12 protein-coding genes are annotated in these 15,320 nt (G+C 46.1%); 6 read left to right on the top strand and 6 right to left on the bottom strand.

What is annotated here, in order from left to right:
• Window positions 1–18: 18 nt before the first annotated feature.
• Window positions 19–2,337, bottom strand: coding sequence for a transglycosylase domain-containing protein (locus BEL04_RS05980; RefSeq protein ID WP_066001262.1), 2,319 nt, complete (start codon window positions 2,335–2,337; stop codon window positions 19–21).
• Between the two features lie 110 nt (window positions 2,338–2,447).
• On the opposite strand from BEL04_RS05980, the gene BEL04_RS05975 reads away from it, so the two are divergent.
• The gene (locus BEL04_RS05975; protein WP_066001261.1) at window positions 2,448–3,329 is read left to right on the top strand and encodes a polyphosphate kinase 2 family protein; all 882 of its coding nucleotides are present in this window, start codon (window positions 2,448–2,450) and stop codon (window positions 3,327–3,329) included.
• 121 nt (window positions 3,330–3,450) lie between these two features.
• On the opposite strand, the gene BEL04_RS05970 is transcribed toward BEL04_RS05975, so the two are convergent.
• The 3 genes from BEL04_RS05970 to BEL04_RS05960 all read right to left on the bottom strand — a co-directional run bounded on the left by BEL04_RS05970 (window position 3,451) and on the right by BEL04_RS05960 (window position 8,622).
• Window positions 3,451–6,489 carry a GH92 family glycosyl hydrolase gene (locus BEL04_RS05970; RefSeq protein WP_066001254.1) on the bottom strand — a complete coding sequence of 1,013 codons (3,039 nt, stop codon included), beginning with the start codon at window positions 6,487–6,489 and terminating at the stop codon, window positions 3,451–3,453.
• A gap of 166 nt (window positions 6,490–6,655) precedes the next feature.
• A complete protein-coding gene (locus tag BEL04_RS05965) occupies window positions 6,656–7,435 on the bottom strand; it encodes an amidohydrolase (RefSeq protein WP_066001252.1) in 780 nt (259 codons plus the stop codon).
• Between the two features lie 41 nt (window positions 7,436–7,476).
• On the bottom strand, window positions 7,477–8,622 hold the full coding sequence (locus BEL04_RS05960; protein ID WP_066001249.1) for a methionine aminotransferase: 1,146 nt from the start codon (window positions 8,620–8,622) through the stop codon (window positions 7,477–7,479).
• A gap of 338 nt (window positions 8,623–8,960) precedes the next feature.
• Between BEL04_RS05960 and BEL04_RS05955 the strand changes: the two genes are divergently transcribed.
• Genes BEL04_RS05955 through BEL04_RS05940 form a run of 4 tightly spaced genes read left to right on the top strand, consistent with a single transcriptional unit; the run spans window position 8,961 to window position 11,826 of the window.
• A complete protein-coding gene (locus BEL04_RS05955; RefSeq protein WP_066001246.1) occupies window positions 8,961–9,932 on the top strand; it encodes an ABC transporter substrate-binding protein in 972 nt (323 codons plus the stop codon).
• Window positions 9,932–10,798 carry an ABC transporter permease gene (locus BEL04_RS05950; RefSeq protein ID WP_066001244.1) on the top strand — a complete coding sequence of 289 codons (867 nt, stop codon included), beginning with the start codon at window positions 9,932–9,934 and terminating at the stop codon, window positions 10,796–10,798. Before BEL04_RS05955 ends, BEL04_RS05950 begins: the two co-directional genes overlap by 1 nt.
• Complete coding sequence (locus tag BEL04_RS05945; protein WP_066001242.1) at window positions 10,795–11,544, top strand: ABC transporter ATP-binding protein; 750 nt, start codon at window positions 10,795–10,797, stop codon at window positions 11,542–11,544. Before BEL04_RS05950 ends, BEL04_RS05945 begins: the two co-directional genes overlap by 4 nt.
• Window positions 11,545–11,571: 27 nt before the next feature.
• Complete coding sequence (locus BEL04_RS05940) at window positions 11,572–11,826, top strand: hypothetical protein (RefSeq protein WP_066001241.1); 255 nt, start codon at window positions 11,572–11,574, stop codon at window positions 11,824–11,826.
• A 68-nt stretch (window positions 11,827–11,894) separates the two neighbouring features.
• Here the strand turns inward: BEL04_RS05940 and BEL04_RS05935 are convergent, their stop codons facing one another.
• The gene (locus BEL04_RS05935) at window positions 11,895–13,790 is read right to left on the bottom strand and encodes an OmpA family protein (protein WP_066001240.1); all 1,896 of its coding nucleotides are present in this window, start codon (window positions 13,788–13,790) and stop codon (window positions 11,895–11,897) included.
• A gap of 40 nt (window positions 13,791–13,830) precedes the next feature.
• Window positions 13,831–14,454, bottom strand: coding sequence for a 7-carboxy-7-deazaguanine synthase QueE (locus BEL04_RS05930; RefSeq protein ID WP_066001237.1), 624 nt, complete (start codon window positions 14,452–14,454; stop codon window positions 13,831–13,833).
• Window positions 14,455–14,555: 101 nt separating this feature from the next.
• On the opposite strand from BEL04_RS05930, the gene BEL04_RS05925 reads away from it, so the two are divergent.
• Window positions 14,556–15,320 carry a hypothetical protein gene (locus tag BEL04_RS05925; protein ID WP_139112928.1) on the top strand — a complete coding sequence of 255 codons (765 nt, stop codon included), beginning with the start codon at window positions 14,556–14,558 and terminating at the stop codon, window positions 15,318–15,320.

The raw sequence follows: 15,320 nt of genomic DNA, 5'->3' as shown, positions 1-15,320 counted from the left end.
AACGGTTAAAACCTGTATTTATTTGTTTGGCAGAACATTTTCGGTCGGATTTTTCTGCTGCTCCGGCTCAAGTTTCAACAATGCAGTATCGAGCAAGGCACTGTCTGCCGATAAAGTATCTGTTTTAATATGTGGCGACGGGCAGTCATATTGCTTGGTGATCTTGGTCCATGGTTTCGGGAACAATCCCCAGGTGTAGCCTGAGGTAGGGTCGGCATAAACCTTTTCCATAAACCGGGCAAAAATTGGCAACGCCGTATGCGAACCCTCGCCGCTGTCGGTGGTGGTAAAGTGTACAGCGCGGTCATCGGCGCCCACCCAAACACCGGTCACCAGGTCTTTGGTGATCCCCATGTACCAGGCATCCACATATTTGGATGAGGTGCCGGTTTTACCGCCTATCTGGTTATCTTTTTTCCATAGACCAGGGTATTCCCATAAAGCTTGTGAGGTGCCGCCCGGTTCTTCCATACCTCCGCGGAACATATAAAGCATCAGCCAGGCTGTTTCGTCGCTGATCACCTTCTCACTTTTCAAGGTAAATTCCTGTAAGACATTTCCATCCTGGTCGGTTATTTTGGTTACGAGGATAGGATCGATTTTATTGCCTTTGTTGAGGAATGTGCTGTAGGCGCGTACCATCTCAAATACCGAAACGTCGTTAGTTCCTAATGAAACCGATGGGATAGATTTTAACGGACTTTCGATACCGCATTTATGTGCGTAGGCCACAACCTTATCCCAGCCAACCTTTTCGGTCAATTGTGCGGTTATTGAGTTGATAGACTTACCCATAGCCCATCGTAACGACATTTCCTGGTAGGAGAAGCTGAATGAGGCGTTTTTCGGCTCCCAAACCTCATCTTTACCGCCATCTTTAAATTTGATGGATACCGGCTGGTCTGTAAACTTATCGCATGGGCTAAAGCCGTTATCGAGCGCGGTGGCATAAGCAAAAGGCTTAAAGGTTGACCCTGCCTGGCGTTTGGCCTGGTTAACGTGATCGTAATTAAAATATTTATGATCGATGCCGCCAACCCACACTTTTATTTTACCGGTAGCAGGTTCGATGGTCATCATACCCGTATTAAGCATGCGGGCGTAGTACTGTATCGAGTCGAGAGACGAAAAAGTGGTATCCCTGTCGCCATGCCAGGTAAATACTTTCATCTTTTTCTGTTTACTCAAAAACCATCGGATCGAATCGATATTACCGTGGTATTTTTTATCCAAAGCCTTAAACACAGGCAGTTTGGCCGCAACTTTCATCGCATAATCAGGAATTTCGTTGCCATCAGGGTCGCGCCATGGGTTTTTCTTGCCCCATAGGTTGTTGAACCTGCTTTGCAGCATTTTCATCTTTTCGGCTACGGCTTCTTCGGCATATTGCTGCAGGCGAGAGTCGATGGTAGTGTAAATCTTCAAACCATCCTCATACAGGTCGTAACCGTTATCTGTGCACCATTTGGCCAGCCATTTTTCAACCGCCCGGCGGATGTACGAGTCGCCCTGCGATTCATCTTCCACATAGCTCAGGTCGAGGTTAAGCGGTTTAGCAGTGTACAGGTCGAGGTCGGCTTTGCTCAGGTAATTGTATTTATTCATCTGCTTCAAAACCGTGTTGCGCCTGTCTAACGATTTATCAGGATTTTTGATAGGGTTGTAAGTGTGCGTAGCCTTCAGCATGCCCACAAGTGTTGCTGCTTCGGCAGGGTTGAGCCCGAAAGGGTCTTTATTGAAATACTTACGCGATGCCGTTTTGATGCCGAATGAATTATTACCAAACGGAACAGTGTTGAGATATAGCGTGATGATTTCGTTTTTGGAGTAAACATGCTCAATTTTATAAGCGGTTATCCATTCTTTACATTTAAATACCACGGTACGCAGTAAGGGCACGTGGCTCAGCAACCCCTGCGATTTCTTTTTTCGGGTTTCGAACAGGTTTTTGGCCAGCTGCTGGGTGATGGTGCTTCCGCCACGGCGATCACCTTTGGCGGTTGACAGTACACTGGTAAAAAAGGAATAAAAATCGACCCCGTTATGTTTGTAAAACCGCTGATCTTCCGTAGCAACAAGTGCGTTAATAAGGTTTGGCGATATGTTTTTAAACTCGACCGGCGAACGGTTTTCTTTATAAAACTTGCCTAAAAGCTTACCATCCGAGTAGTATATTTCTGACGAAAGCGATAAGCTTGGACTTTTAATATCCTGCATGTCAGGCGAGTAGCCGAAGAGCCATAAAAAGTTAAGTTCTATAGCGCAGAAGAACAGGATCAGGAAATAAACGAATATGACAAAGTAACGTAAGAAACGGTTTTTTATACGTCTGAACATTGGGTAAAGATGTAAAATTACGGCGCTATTTCATAGCCCACAACAAAAATTAACATTATTGGTTTGTTTAACGATTATTAGGTTAATTTGGTACAAAGCTATTTTTTACGATGGAAAGTCTGGTTAAAAAGTTAAAAATTTCTACAGGTGGAAAGTTCGATCTTAAAGATCATCCCACAGATTATACAGGCGATTATAAAAAGGAAGATGCCGATGTTTTACTGAACGAGCTTAAAACCAAGATTGAAGTATTACAGAACGAGCTGTATGCCGAAAACAAACATTCGCTGCTGATCATTTTCCAGGCAATGGACGCGGCGGGCAAAGACAGCGCCATTGATCATACCATGAGCGGTTTAAACCCCCAGGGCTGCCAGGTTTACAGCTTTAAACAGCCCAGCACCGAAGAACTGGACCACGACTTTTTATGGCGGCATTACCTGGCCCTGCCCGAGCGCGGCCGCATCGGCATACACAACCGTTCGCATTACGAAAATGTGTTGGTATGTAAGGTTCATCCCGAGATTGTACTGCAGCAACGCATCCCGGGTATCGACCACATTAAGCAGCTTGATGATGCGTTTTGGGAGCAACGTTACGAAAGTATCCGTAATTTCGAAAAGCACCTGGCGTATAATGGTACGATCATCATTAAATTCTTTTTACATGTATCGAAAGAAGAACAAAAAAAGCGCTTTTTAAAACGTATCGACGACCCGGAAAAGAACTGGAAATTCTCTGCCGCGGATATCGCCGAAAGGCGATATTGGGACGAATATATGGATGCCTACAAAAAAGCCATTAATGCTACGGCTGATGATAAGGCACCCTGGTATATTATCCCGGCGGATAAAAAATGGTTTACCAGGATAGCCATATCCACCATCATGCTCAAAACCCTTGAAGATTTAAAGTTGAATTATCCGGTTTTGTCCAAAGATGAAAAAGCAAAGTTGCTGGATGCGGCAGAGAAGTTGAAAGGAGAGAAGTAGTGGTGCTCCTCTAAGCCTCATTGCGAGGAACGAAGCAATCTTTATGCTATGCAGGTCCGACTTGATGCATCGGTCATCCTATGTAGAGATTGCTTCACTATCGTTCGCAATGACGTTTTACCTAATTCACCGTTATCTCGTCTGCAAAAATGTAACTTGGCTCACCTTTACTTTCGTGCCACTCGGGCAGCGGGCCGTACTGATGCGCCACAACTTTAATGTACCGTGCTTTAGCATTTAGCTCAGCGCTGAAGGTTTGGGTTTTTACTTCCAGATCTTTGATGTCGATCTTGCTATTGACGGTTGCTGTTTTGGTGAAGTTTTTCCCGTCATCCGACGTATAGTAATCTACCGAGCGTGGGAACACGATCCATGCTCCGGTATCCTGAAGCGTTTCGATACTCACCTTTTTTACCGGCTTAACCGCGCCAAGATCTAACACAGCTTCCAGATCGTTACCCTGAAAACCCTGCCAGTGCCCAACGCGCCAGTTGGTAGTGCCGTAAAGGCCGTCGATCAATGCATCGTTACCGCCTGCTGTATAGTTGGGATGCGTTTTGCTTAGCGAGGTCATTTTTACTTCATCGCTCAAGCGGGTCATTTTTGTTTCGACTACAAAGCTTTGTTTATCACCTTTAATGCCGATGAATTTGATAGTTGTGGTTGCTGTTAAGGTAAAAGGTTTGCTGTAAAGCGTGGATAATGCGCCTGGGGTTGAGCCATCGAGCGTGTAATAGATTTTTACATCGCTCTCGTTGCAGCCGAACGATACAGTGGTTTGCCCTTTAAAAGTAGGTGCTTCGTAAATAGCGTAGGGGTTAGGCACGATCAGGTCGTCTTTGATGCGAGATACCGGTTTTTGCAGATCCTGCATAAATAATTTGTTAGGCAGGCGGCCGGTAAATACTTCCCAGTCGCCGCCGTTAGCGATGTCATCAAAAGTTAAATACAATTTATTGTAAGGCTTGCTGTTGAGGCTCATACCTTGCAAATAGAAGCTCGATGAGGAGTATCCCGAACCCGTGATGTTAAACTTTTTACCGTTTTCCAGGTTAATGGTGATCTTATCAAAACCAGGCAGGCCGATCAGGTAATCCGGTCCGCCGGGGGCGATGGTGTAAAAACCAAGTGCGCTCATGACGTACCATGCGCTCATTTGCCCGCAATCCTCGTTACCGGCGAGACCATCGGGTTTGGCGTGATACTGCTCACGCATGATCTTGTTCACATAAAACTGTGTCTTGTACGGATCGTCGGTAAAATCGAACAGGTAAGCCATGTGATGGCTTGGTTCGTTGCCGTGCGCGTACTGACCAATTAAACCCGTAATATCCGACTGTTCACGGCCGGTCAGCTTATCAGTAGTGGTAAATAATTCTTCCAGTTTAGCCTCAAATTTTTCCTTGCCGCCCATATGGTCGATCAAACCATCCACATCCTGCGGCACCAGGAATGAGTATTGCCACGAGTTGCCTTCGGTGTAATGGTTGTTCACATCAGTTGGTAAAAACGGCGCGAACCAGCCTCCGTTAACCCTTGCCCGCATAAAGCCGGTCTGGTTATCGTACAGGTTTTTCCAGTATTGGGCCCGTTTGATGAAATCCGAATAATCAAGCGGCTTGTTCATCATTTTGGCCATTTGGGCAACACACCAGTCGTCGATGGCATATTCCAATGTTTTAGATACCGATTCGTGTTCCTTATCGGCCAAAACTGCTCCATTTGCACGGTATGAATCCAATCCGTATTGATTACGGTTAACAGCGGCTTCCATCGCCGTAAGGGCTTCTTCGGCATTAAAATCGCGGATGCCTTTGGCGTAGGCATCCACAATTACCGGGATGGAGTGATTGCCTACCATACAATAGGTTTCGCTCGAAGCCAGCGGCCATATCGGCAGCAGGCCGCCCTGCTCGTACATGGCTAAAAAACTTTTGATGAAATCGCTGGTGCGTTTGCGGTTGATGATGGTTTGCAGCGGGTTTTCGGCGCGGTAGGTATCCCAAAGCGAGAAAACGGTGTAGTATTCAAAACCTTCGGCTTTGTGCACTTTTTTATCCAGCCCCCGGTATTGCCCGTCGACATCGCTGTAAACATTGGGCGCACAGGCGGCGTGGTACAACGATGTATAAAATATGGTTTGCTTGATGCGGGCGTAATCGATAGCCGGCTGACGGTTAGTACCCCGAGGCTGCCCATAACCGTAAGCGCCATAGTTATAACTCTGATCGTTTGCCGGAGGCTGCGGCAGGGCAGAGGCGCCGCCTTGTACGTCGATTTTCGCCAATTCCTTATTCCAGTCGGCTTTAGCGTTTTTGGCTACTTTCTTAAAGTCGAAGTCGGGCACCTCCTTATCCAGGTTGGCCAGCGCACCCCCGGTGCTTACCGATGATATACCTACTTTGGCAATCACCTCGCCGGGGTTATCAAACTGCAGGTACATCTTCACATTTTTGCCTTCAACCTTGGTTTGCCCGTCCTGCAAGGCATCGCTCAGCGCTATGCCGTAAGTTTTAAAAGGTTTGGAGAATTTGGCATAGAAATACACATACTGATCATCGGCCCATGATTTTGAGCGGCGGAAACCGCGTATCTCGTGGTCGTTCACCATTTCTATCCACGAATCGAGCACCCGGTCGCGGTATTGCAGGTCAATAATAATATTGGCCTGTTTGGCGCTTCCGGGGAAACTGTAACGGTGTACACCTACGCGTTTTGTTGCGGTAAGCTCAACATCCACATTGTATTTGTCCAGATGGGTGCGATAATAACCCGGCGAGGCCTGCTCGTTTTTCTTTTTGAAAGGCGAGCTGTAATCTTCTTTCTTCAGCTCGGGCTCGCCGGTGGTGGGCATAAAGAGCACGTCGCAGTAATCAGCAATGCCGGTGCCACTCAGGTGCGTATGCGAAAAACCATAAACCACAGTATCGGTATAGTGGTAACCCGAACAACCATCCCAACCGGTTAATCGTGTATCCGGACTGAGCTGCACCATCCCGAAAGGAACAACCGCGCCTGGGTAGGTATGGCCGTGCCCGCCTGTACCGATAAACGGATCGACAAGTTTAGTATAATCGCGGTTATTTTGTGCGTGTAAAGCCGTATTGCAGGCCAGTAAGGCAGATAGGATGAACAGAAAAGCCGGGTGTTTATATTTCATGGCATTATAAACGGAAAAATGTTGCCGTGAATATCGCAACAAAAAGTTAATTTATGGCAAGTGCTTCAAACCATACATCAGAAGGCGTGATATTTCGTGCAAAGGCACAAAGACGCAAAGGTTTAAGTAAACTCTTAGCGCCTCAGCGCCTTTGGGTGAGAAACTACTATTGATCTATTGCAAAATCATCCGCATCGGCCAGGAACGGCAATTGCCTGCGCACTTTGATCAGTTCCTCGGGGTTGATGGTGAAAGTGTACACATCTTCTTCATCGCGTTTGTAGTAAACTACGTTGCCGTTCGGATCGATGCACATGGAGTCGCCCGAGTGGTAAACCTCGTTGCCATCGTGACCAACACGGTTAACCGCGATAATGTAACACTGGTTCTCAACCGCCCTTGCCGGGATGAGTGTGCGCCAGTGCAGCGAGCGTTTTTCGGGCCAGTTGGCTACCACCAGCATCAGGTCGTAAGCGGTGTTTTTATTGCGCAGCCATACCGGGAAACGCAGGTCGTAGCAGATGATCGGGCAAATTTTCCAGCCTTTTAGTTCAACGATCAGGCGTTTGGTGCCCGCTGTATACGTTCTGTCTTCTTTTCCCAGGCCGAAAAGGTGGCGCTTGTCGTAGCATTCGTAACTACCGTCGGCACGCATCCAGATAAGCCGGTTGTAATATTTACCCTTTTCGCTGATGATCAGGCTGCCCGTTACTACGCAATCGTACTTTTGTGCCGTTTCGTGCATCCATTGCATGGTTTTACCATTCATTGTTTCGGATAGCGTTTCGGCATTCATGGTAAAACCTGTGTTAAACATTTCGGGTAAAATGATCAGGTCGGTTTTTTCGCGGATAGCTGATAAGCGCAGTGTGATGTTCTGCAGGTTTTTATCGATGTTCTCCCAAAACAGGTAACCCTGAAACACGGTTATTTTTAAGTTTTCCATAGTACGATAGTTAGGTACAACTATTCCATCGGCAAATACAATTATATTCTGAGCAGTTTTTCAACCGCGCGGTCTAATGTTTCCTGCTTTTTGGCGAAGCAGAAACGCAAAACATGATGATCGGTACCACGGGTATAAAACGCCGAAGCAGGTATCGATGCCACACCAAAATCTTTAGTTAATCTCAGGGAAAAGTCGGTATCTTTTTCGTCGCTGATGTTATGATATCTTACCGACTGGAAATAAGTTCCGGCGCAAGGTAGCAATTCAAATTTAGTTTGCGCTAATGCCGCGCGAAAATGATCGCGCTTTTGCTGGAAGAAATTCGGCAGGTCAAGGTACACGCTTTCATCTTTCAGATACTCGGCAATAGCGTATTGCATGGGCGAATTTACGCTGAACACCAAAAACTGGTGCACTTTCCGAAACTCGGCCATTAAAGCGGCAGGAGCCAGGCAATAGCCCATTTTCCAGCCCGTATTGTGAAAAAGCTTGCCGAACGAGGCCGCAATAAAGCTGCGTTCGCGCAGCTCTGCATAACGCGCCATGCTGCGGTGCTCGCCGCCGTCGAAAACCAAATGTTCGTATACTTCGTCGCTTAAAATCAATATATCCGAGCCTTTTACAATACTGCTTAATTCATCAATATCCTGTTGCTGTAAAACAGTGGCGGTTGGGTTGTGCGGCGAATTTAAAATAATCATCCGGGTTTTGTTGGTCACCAGCCTGCGCACCATATCCCAGGGTATACGGTAATCGGGCGGCGAAAGTTCCAGCGATTTGACCATACCGCCCATTACTTTAATGGCCGGAGCGTAGGCATCGTAAGCGGGTTCGAACACAATAACCTCGTCGTTAGGCTGTATAGCGGCACATATTGCAGTAAAAATGGCTTGTGTGCCACCGGCCGTAATAGTGATTTCGGTATCCGGGTTATAGCTTGCACCATACAATTTTTCGGTCTTGTTGCTGATCTGCTCGCGCAGGCTCATTAACCCGGCCATAGGGGCATACTGATTGTGCCCGTTCTTCATCGCTTTGGTTACCAGGTCGATCAGCACCGGCGAGCAATCGTAATCGGGAAAACCCTGCGAGAGGTTTATTGCGCCAACCTCGGCAGCCAGGGCACTCATAACGGTAAATATGCTGGTACCCGTTTGTGGAAGTTTAGAGGTAATACGTGTCATCACCGGCTAAAATAGGGAAATTTGGTATTAATTATTAATTAAGTTACCCACAGGAGGGCATTGGGGTAGTCTTGAGTCTTGAGTCCAGAGCCTTAAGTCTTTTTTTAACTCCAGACTATAGACTCACGACTCAGGACTAAATGAGGGCTTTGCCTCGGCCGGGTGTTCCGCTCATACTGCACATGGCCTTATCCACGGGCCGGTATCCGCTTCACCCCTAACGCAAACAATACATTAATGCCGTCTTGGCGCAAGCGGACGCTTGTGACCATTTTGTAAACTATCCATTCAGTACCACGCGCTATGCCCTTTGCGCCTAATTCCCTAAATTAGTACCCATGAAGATCAAATATTTACTGCTTTACGCCGCAAGCGCCTTAATATTAGCATCCTGCAATTCGAATGAAAAAAACAATGTACCTGTTATAGGTTTTGTTGATGCCTTTGAAGATGCCACCATAGCCCAGGCACGTACCGGTTTTACCGATGCTTTGAAACAGAACGGCTTCAGCGAAGATCAGCATAATGTAAAAATAGAATACCACAACGCGCAAGGTAGTATCCCTACGCTAACATTAATCGTAAACCAGTTCATCGGCGAAAAGGTTGATCTGCTGGCTACCTGTACTACCTTGTCAACCATTACCGCCATCCAGAAAACCAAAACTATCCCGGTATTTGCCATGGTGGCACCTACGCCGGCTTTGATGAAAGTTGCCGATGCGAACGGTAATGGCCCCACAAACTTGTTCGGCACGCAGGAAGACCTCAATTATATTGACACTTCATTTTCCATCATCCCTAAATTATTGAAACCCAAAAACGGTAAGCTGACCATTGGGATGATCTATAACCAGAGTGAGCCACAATCAGTTGACGCGATGAACCGTATTAAAGGGTTGTCGGATAAATTGAATGTTACCCTGGTAGCGCTGCCCGTTAATACCTCGGCCGATGCGCAGTTGGTAACCCAATCGCTGCTCAGCAAAAACATCGATGCTTTTTTCGCTAACCCCGATAATACAGTTTTTGCCTCATTTGAAACTATTGTGAAAAGCTGCAACCAGAAAAATGTACCTATTTTTACCAGCGAAGCGGGCCTGGTGCAGCGTGGCGCTGTAGCTGCCTTTGGGGCCGACATTTACCAGTGGGGTTATCAAACCGGGTTACAAGCAGCACAATATTTAAAAACGCACAAAACCGACGGTATTAAAGCCGAAATGGTGAAAATACGTAAGCGGGTTTATAACCCGGCGGTAGCAAAAAAATATGGTATTGCCATCCCTGCAAACTTTGAAGCGGTTAAGTAATGGATTTTTTGCTGACGGCGATTATACAAGGTTTGTGCTTCTCGGCAATAGCGCTGGGGATCTATATCTCGATGAAGATCTTCAACATCCCCGACATCACTACCGATGGGAGCTATACCCTTGGTGGTGTGGTAACAGCTATTACGCTTGCCCATTCCTTGTCGTTTTACATAGTATTGCCCTTGGTAATAGTTGCCGGTGCAATTGCAGGAGCGCTGACCGGGCTGATCCATACCAAACTCAAAGTCAACGCACTGCTGGCCGGTATCCTGGTGATGACGGCTTTATACTCGGTAAACCTGATCATCCTTGGCCGATCCAACTTGCCGCTCAATAGCGATCATACTTTATTTACCATTGGTTTGGTTAGCGATGCGAATCAGAACACACTGATCGTTCTTGTCATTTTTATTACCCTGTTAACCTTGCTTATCGGTTATCTGCTTAAAACTGATTTTGGACTGGCTATGCGTGCCACAGGCAACAGCGAATCAATGATCAGAGCTTTGGGCGTAAACACTGACCGTATGAAGATCGTCGGTCTTGCTATCGCAAATGCCTTAACTGCTACCGGCGGTTACCTCATCACCCAGTTTCAGGGCTATGCCGATATCAGTATGGGTATCGGTGTAGTGATATTTGGCCTGGGTTCGGTTATCATCGGCGAAACCCTGATCAATTGGTTTAGCATTACCTCTATTTGGGTAAGCCTCGTACTCGTATTATTGGGTGCAGTGCTGTTTCAGCTGGTATTGGCGCTTACATTAAGTTTGGGTGTAGACGCCAACCTGCTTAAACTGGTTACTTCGGTGTTTGTGCTGCTGATCGTTACGTTGCCACGGCTTAATTTATTAAAAGCGTCATGATCGAGCTCATATCTGTATATAAAACTTTTAATAAAGGCAAGCCTAACGAAGTATCGGCTTTAAATGGTGTTGACCTGCACATAACCCGAGGTGAGTTTGCGGTGATCGTAGGTTCTAATGGTTCAGGAAAATCAACACTACTGAATATTATTGCAGGCAGTATACAGCTTACCACTGGTACTGTTAGCCTCGACGGTGGAAATGTTAATAAATTGCCCGATTACCAGCGCAGCCGCTGGATAGCCCGTGTTTTCCAGAACCCTTTAAGCGGTACGGCACCCGATCTGAGCATATTGGATAACTTCCGCCTGGCAGCCCTTCGTACGCAAAAAAAAGGTTTGAGTATTGGTGTTAATAGCGCTTTTATACAGCAGGTTAAAGATAGAATAGCCATTTTGAACCTGGGCCTCGAAAATAAGGTAAATCAACCCATGGGTACGCTCTCGGGCGGCCAAAGGCAGGCGCTGACCTTGCTGATGAGCGTGATGGACGAGTGTAAAATATTACTGCTGGATGAACCTACTGCGGCTTTAGATCCACGTTCGGCAGATATTGTAATGAGGACAGCCGATGAGTTGATCAAAGATTTTAAACTGACTTCCATACTCATTACCCATAACCTTAAAGACGCTTTTACTTATGGTAACCGCATCATCCAAATGAGCGAGGGAAAGATCATCCGCGATGTGGATGCTAAGGCCAAATCGCAACTAAAACAAACTGATTTATTTGAATGGTTTGCCTGATGGCAGGGTTGTTGTATATCCCGGGATATGAAAACAGCAATAAACGATTATATCACCATAAATGATGCCTACCAGTTGGTAGAAGGCGCTAAAATTCGCGCAAAAAAATATCCGGAAGAACTTTTTGTTCTGGATCGTTACGATGCCAATAAACGAGGCTACCTGATCTATCCCTTTGATGAAGGTATGCAGTTTAGCGATTTTGGTGTAGTGGTAAGCGAAAACGAACTGATGTTCGATTACGAAATAGAGGCCAGGGCACTTAAGCAAAAGGCCGCTTAATTAGCGTGAGTTCAAGATAAATATAAAAACTTGTCATCGAAATGACATGAGGTAGTACGGACGTAACTTTAATTCGACACGATTTTAAACTCAGTACGGCGGTTTTGCTGCCGGCCGTCGTCGGTAGTATTAGGTGCAATGGGCTGGGTTTTGCCGTAGCCTTTATAAACCAAACGGGACGCCGCAATGTGTTGGGCGATAAGGTACTGATAGACCGCTTTTGCCCGGTTTTGCGACAAGACCTGGTTCAAGGCATCATTGCCCACATCATCGGTATGGCCGGATATTTCGATCACCACTTTGGGGTTGTCATTCAGGAATAAGATCAGTTTTTGTAGCTCTACCTTTGATTCGTCCCTGATATCGGATTTGTTGGTATCGAAAAATATATTCTTTAAAACTACTTTGTTCCCGGCTTCAATGGTTTGCAGCGGCACATCTATCTGAAACTGTTTTTTCTCGTCCTTGCCCGTCAGCGAAAAATTTTCAGAGTAAAACATATATCCGCCTTTGGAAATATTGAGCGCGTATTTTTTACCCGTAGTTAAGGTAGCCAAAAAGTGTCCGTTATCGCCTAAGGTATTCTGATAGACGGTTTTGTTGGTCTCGAGGTCGATTATCTCAACTATAGCCATAATAGGCTGCCGTGTTTTGGCATCTTTTACGTCGCCCTTAACAAAACTTACCACTTTGGGGCGCATGGCAAAAGGCATCTCGAACGAATAAATATCGTAGCCGCCGTAACCTTTCATATTGTTGGATGAAAAGTAGCCCAGGTCGCCGCGTGCGTTTAAGGTTAACCCACTGTCGTCGGCATAAGTATTTATAGGGTAACCCAGGTTCTCGGGTTTTTGCCATTTGCCGCCCTTATCGCGCCGGCTTACAAAAATATCCATATTGCCCATGCCAGGCCAGCCGTTTGACGAAAAGTACAAAGTATTATCGTCGGGATGGATAAACGGCGACTGTTCATCGTACGGTGTATTGACATTCGGGCCCAGGTTCTCGGGCTCGGTCCAGCCTTTGTCGGTCAGTGTCGATTTCCAGATATCGTAGCCACCAAAACCGCCTTTGCGATTACTTACAAAGTATAATGTCTTCCCATCCGAACTGATCGATGGCTGCGACTCCCATGCCCGCGAGTTTACCGGCGCTCCTAAGTTATAGGGCGGTTCCCAATCGTCGCCCGCCTTTTTGGTCACGTAAATATCGCATTGCCCCATACCTGTAGGACGGTCGCAACCTGTAAAAAATAAGTATTCGCCGTCTTGGGTAATGGTCTGTGCACCTTCGTTATAGTTGGGCGTGTTAATTTGATGGCTCAGGTATTGCGCTTTCGTCCATTTGCCGTTTTGTTTGGCGCTTTTGTAAAAATCTTCGTTATCGTTTATTTTCCGGGTAAAGATCAGCTCACTTTCGTCGGCTGTAACCACCGGCATATATTCGTCATCGGGGCTGTTAATTTCAGGGCCCATGTTATAAGGCTTAAAGTTTACGGGGTGTTGTAAAGCATCAAGCGCGAAAGCACAGTTGCTCAGCAGGTGGTCGACATATCTTTTGCGCTCCTGACTTATGCCTTCGTAATTTTCATACTTTAATAAATGAGTTTGCGCGTTGGTATAGTCGCCGATATTAATCTCTTCGCTGCCTAAGTTTGAATAGATGCCGCGGTTAAACTCGGGGTTAACGGCAATGACGGCCAGGTAATGAACTACAGCTTCTTTATGCTGTTTGGTGATCCGTAAAACGTCAGCTAACTGATTTTGGGCCTCTAAAAATTTCGGGTCGTATTCGACAGCCTTTTTTAATGCTGCTATAGCCTGGAAATAAAGCTGGTAATCGAGGTTTTGGCGGGCGTTCTGGTATTGCCTTATCGCATCTTTATTAGTGGTGGTATATTGCCTGTCCTGCGCCTGTAAAGCAAGCGGTAAGTACAAAATCAAAACGATTAACAGGCGCTTCATAGTTCGTTGTACTTAGGAATACGCCACAAGATACGTTTTATTATGGAATATTGAGGTATTTATGCGTTTGCAGCGATATTTCCCACTTCGGATTGTTCATCACATAGTCAACAATCTGCGGTGTTATTTCTTTCGACCGCGACCATTCGGGCTGTAAATAGAGCTTGCAACCGTTGGGCACCAGTTCTGCATGCTGCTCGGCCCATTCAAAATCCGATTTATTAAAAACGATTACCTTAAGCTCATTGGCAAAGGGCGCAACATCTTTACGCGGTGCCTTGAATTTTTTTGGCGACAGGCACACCCAATCCCACGATCCCGATAAGGGATACGCGCCTGATGTTTCGATAAAGGTTTTGATGCCGCGTTGCTGCAACTGCGCAGTCAGGTAATCCAGATTATAGATCAATGGTTCGCCGCCGGTAACAACTACAGCTTTGCCGGGGTGCCGAATGGCGTTTTCAACGATCTTATCCGTTGCAGTAAGCGGATGAACGGATGCATCCCAGCTTTCCTTTACATCGCACCAGTGGCAGCCCACATCGCAACCGCCCAAACGGATAAAATAGGCAGCTTTACCCGTGTTAAACCCCTCGCCCTGTATCGTATAAAATTCTTCCATTAAAGGAAGTAAAGTACCGTCTTCCGGAATCTGATTGATCATAATTATCCGGCAAAGATAAGCAATGAGCGGAAATCATTAAAAAACACTTAATTTTGTGTGAATAGGATTACAAAGGGTCGGAAAATATTAACCGGGCGCTTATGAAGAAACTTTACACAGTTATTTTCTTACTGCTTGTTTCCGGTCTGACATCCTGTGTCGACCTCGAAGAGAGTTACGTTTTTCATGCGGATGGCTCGTGTAACGTCGCTTTTAATTTCGATATGAGCACTGCTGTATCGGTATTGGCCAACCTGCTGCCCGATTCGGTAAAGCAATCGCCGCAATATGGAGAGGCAAAAGATACAACCGTAAACTTTTATAACGCCTTACCCGATACCACGCAAAAAAAGATGGACTCGGTCCAGGTGGTTATGGCCAAAAACAGCGACCTGGTTTTGATAATGAACCTCAAGCATAACCTGATGAAAGCCAGCATCCGTTATTCGGCCGATAATGCGCACGACCTGGATTATTATCTAAACCACTTATCGAAAATGACATCGCAGGGACATTTAAGCACGTTGATGCCGGTAAGCAAAAGTTTGAAAAAAGCCGATGGCAGTCAGTTTGTGCTGGGGCAGGATTATTATAATTATGAAATTGGCCCACACAGGTTTTATCGCATTATCGATAAAGCCAGGTTTAACAAATACATCAAAACCAACGAATCGGTATTCAATCTTTCGAAGGCTATGCTGATCGATATGCCGTATCGTATCACATTGACTTTTCCCGAACCGGTTACGCATGTAGATAACAGCCGGGCTGTATTATCGGCAGATAAAAAGACTGTTACCTTGCAAACCAACGTCGAAGACGCCTTTAAAAACCCCGAGATGATGAATTTTAAGATCGACTATTAA

The sequence above is a fragment of the Mucilaginibacter sp. PPCGB 2223 genome, assembly GCF_001705515.1.
Lineage (GTDB): Bacteria > Bacteroidota > Bacteroidia > Sphingobacteriales > Sphingobacteriaceae > Mucilaginibacter.
This window is presented reverse-complemented; position numbering and strand designations above follow the sequence as displayed.

Excerpts from the sequence above, each read along its gene's own strand:
- BEL04_RS05980 (WP_066001262.1), bottom strand. The coding sequence starts at position 2,337 with ATGTTCAGACGTATAAAAAACCGTTTCTTACGTTACTTTGTCATATTC.
- BEL04_RS05975 (WP_066001261.1), top strand. The coding sequence starts at position 2,448 with ATGGAAAGTCTGGTTAAAAAGTTAAAAATTTCTACAGGTGGAAAGTTC.
- BEL04_RS05970 (WP_066001254.1), bottom strand. The coding sequence starts at position 6,489 with ATGAAATATAAACACCCGGCTTTTCTGTTCATCCTATCTGCCTTACTG.
- BEL04_RS05965 (WP_066001252.1), bottom strand. The coding sequence starts at position 7,435 with ATGGAAAACTTAAAAATAACCGTGTTTCAGGGTTACCTGTTTTGGGAG.
- BEL04_RS05960 (WP_066001249.1), bottom strand. The coding sequence starts at position 8,622 with ATGACACGTATTACCTCTAAACTTCCACAAACGGGTACCAGCATATTT.
- BEL04_RS05955 (WP_066001246.1), top strand. The coding sequence starts at position 8,961 with ATGAAGATCAAATATTTACTGCTTTACGCCGCAAGCGCCTTAATATTA.
- BEL04_RS05950 (WP_066001244.1), top strand. The coding sequence starts at position 9,932 with ATGGATTTTTTGCTGACGGCGATTATACAAGGTTTGTGCTTCTCGGCA.
- BEL04_RS05945 (WP_066001242.1), top strand. The coding sequence starts at position 10,795 with ATGATCGAGCTCATATCTGTATATAAAACTTTTAATAAAGGCAAGCCT.
- BEL04_RS05940 (WP_066001241.1), top strand. The coding sequence starts at position 11,572 with ATGAAAACAGCAATAAACGATTATATCACCATAAATGATGCCTACCAG.
- BEL04_RS05935 (WP_066001240.1), bottom strand. The coding sequence starts at position 13,790 with ATGAAGCGCCTGTTAATCGTTTTGATTTTGTACTTACCGCTTGCTTTA.
- BEL04_RS05930 (WP_066001237.1), bottom strand. The coding sequence starts at position 14,454 with ATGATCAATCAGATTCCGGAAGACGGTACTTTACTTCCTTTAATGGAA.
- BEL04_RS05925 (WP_139112928.1), top strand. The coding sequence starts at position 14,556 with ATGAAGAAACTTTACACAGTTATTTTCTTACTGCTTGTTTCCGGTCTG.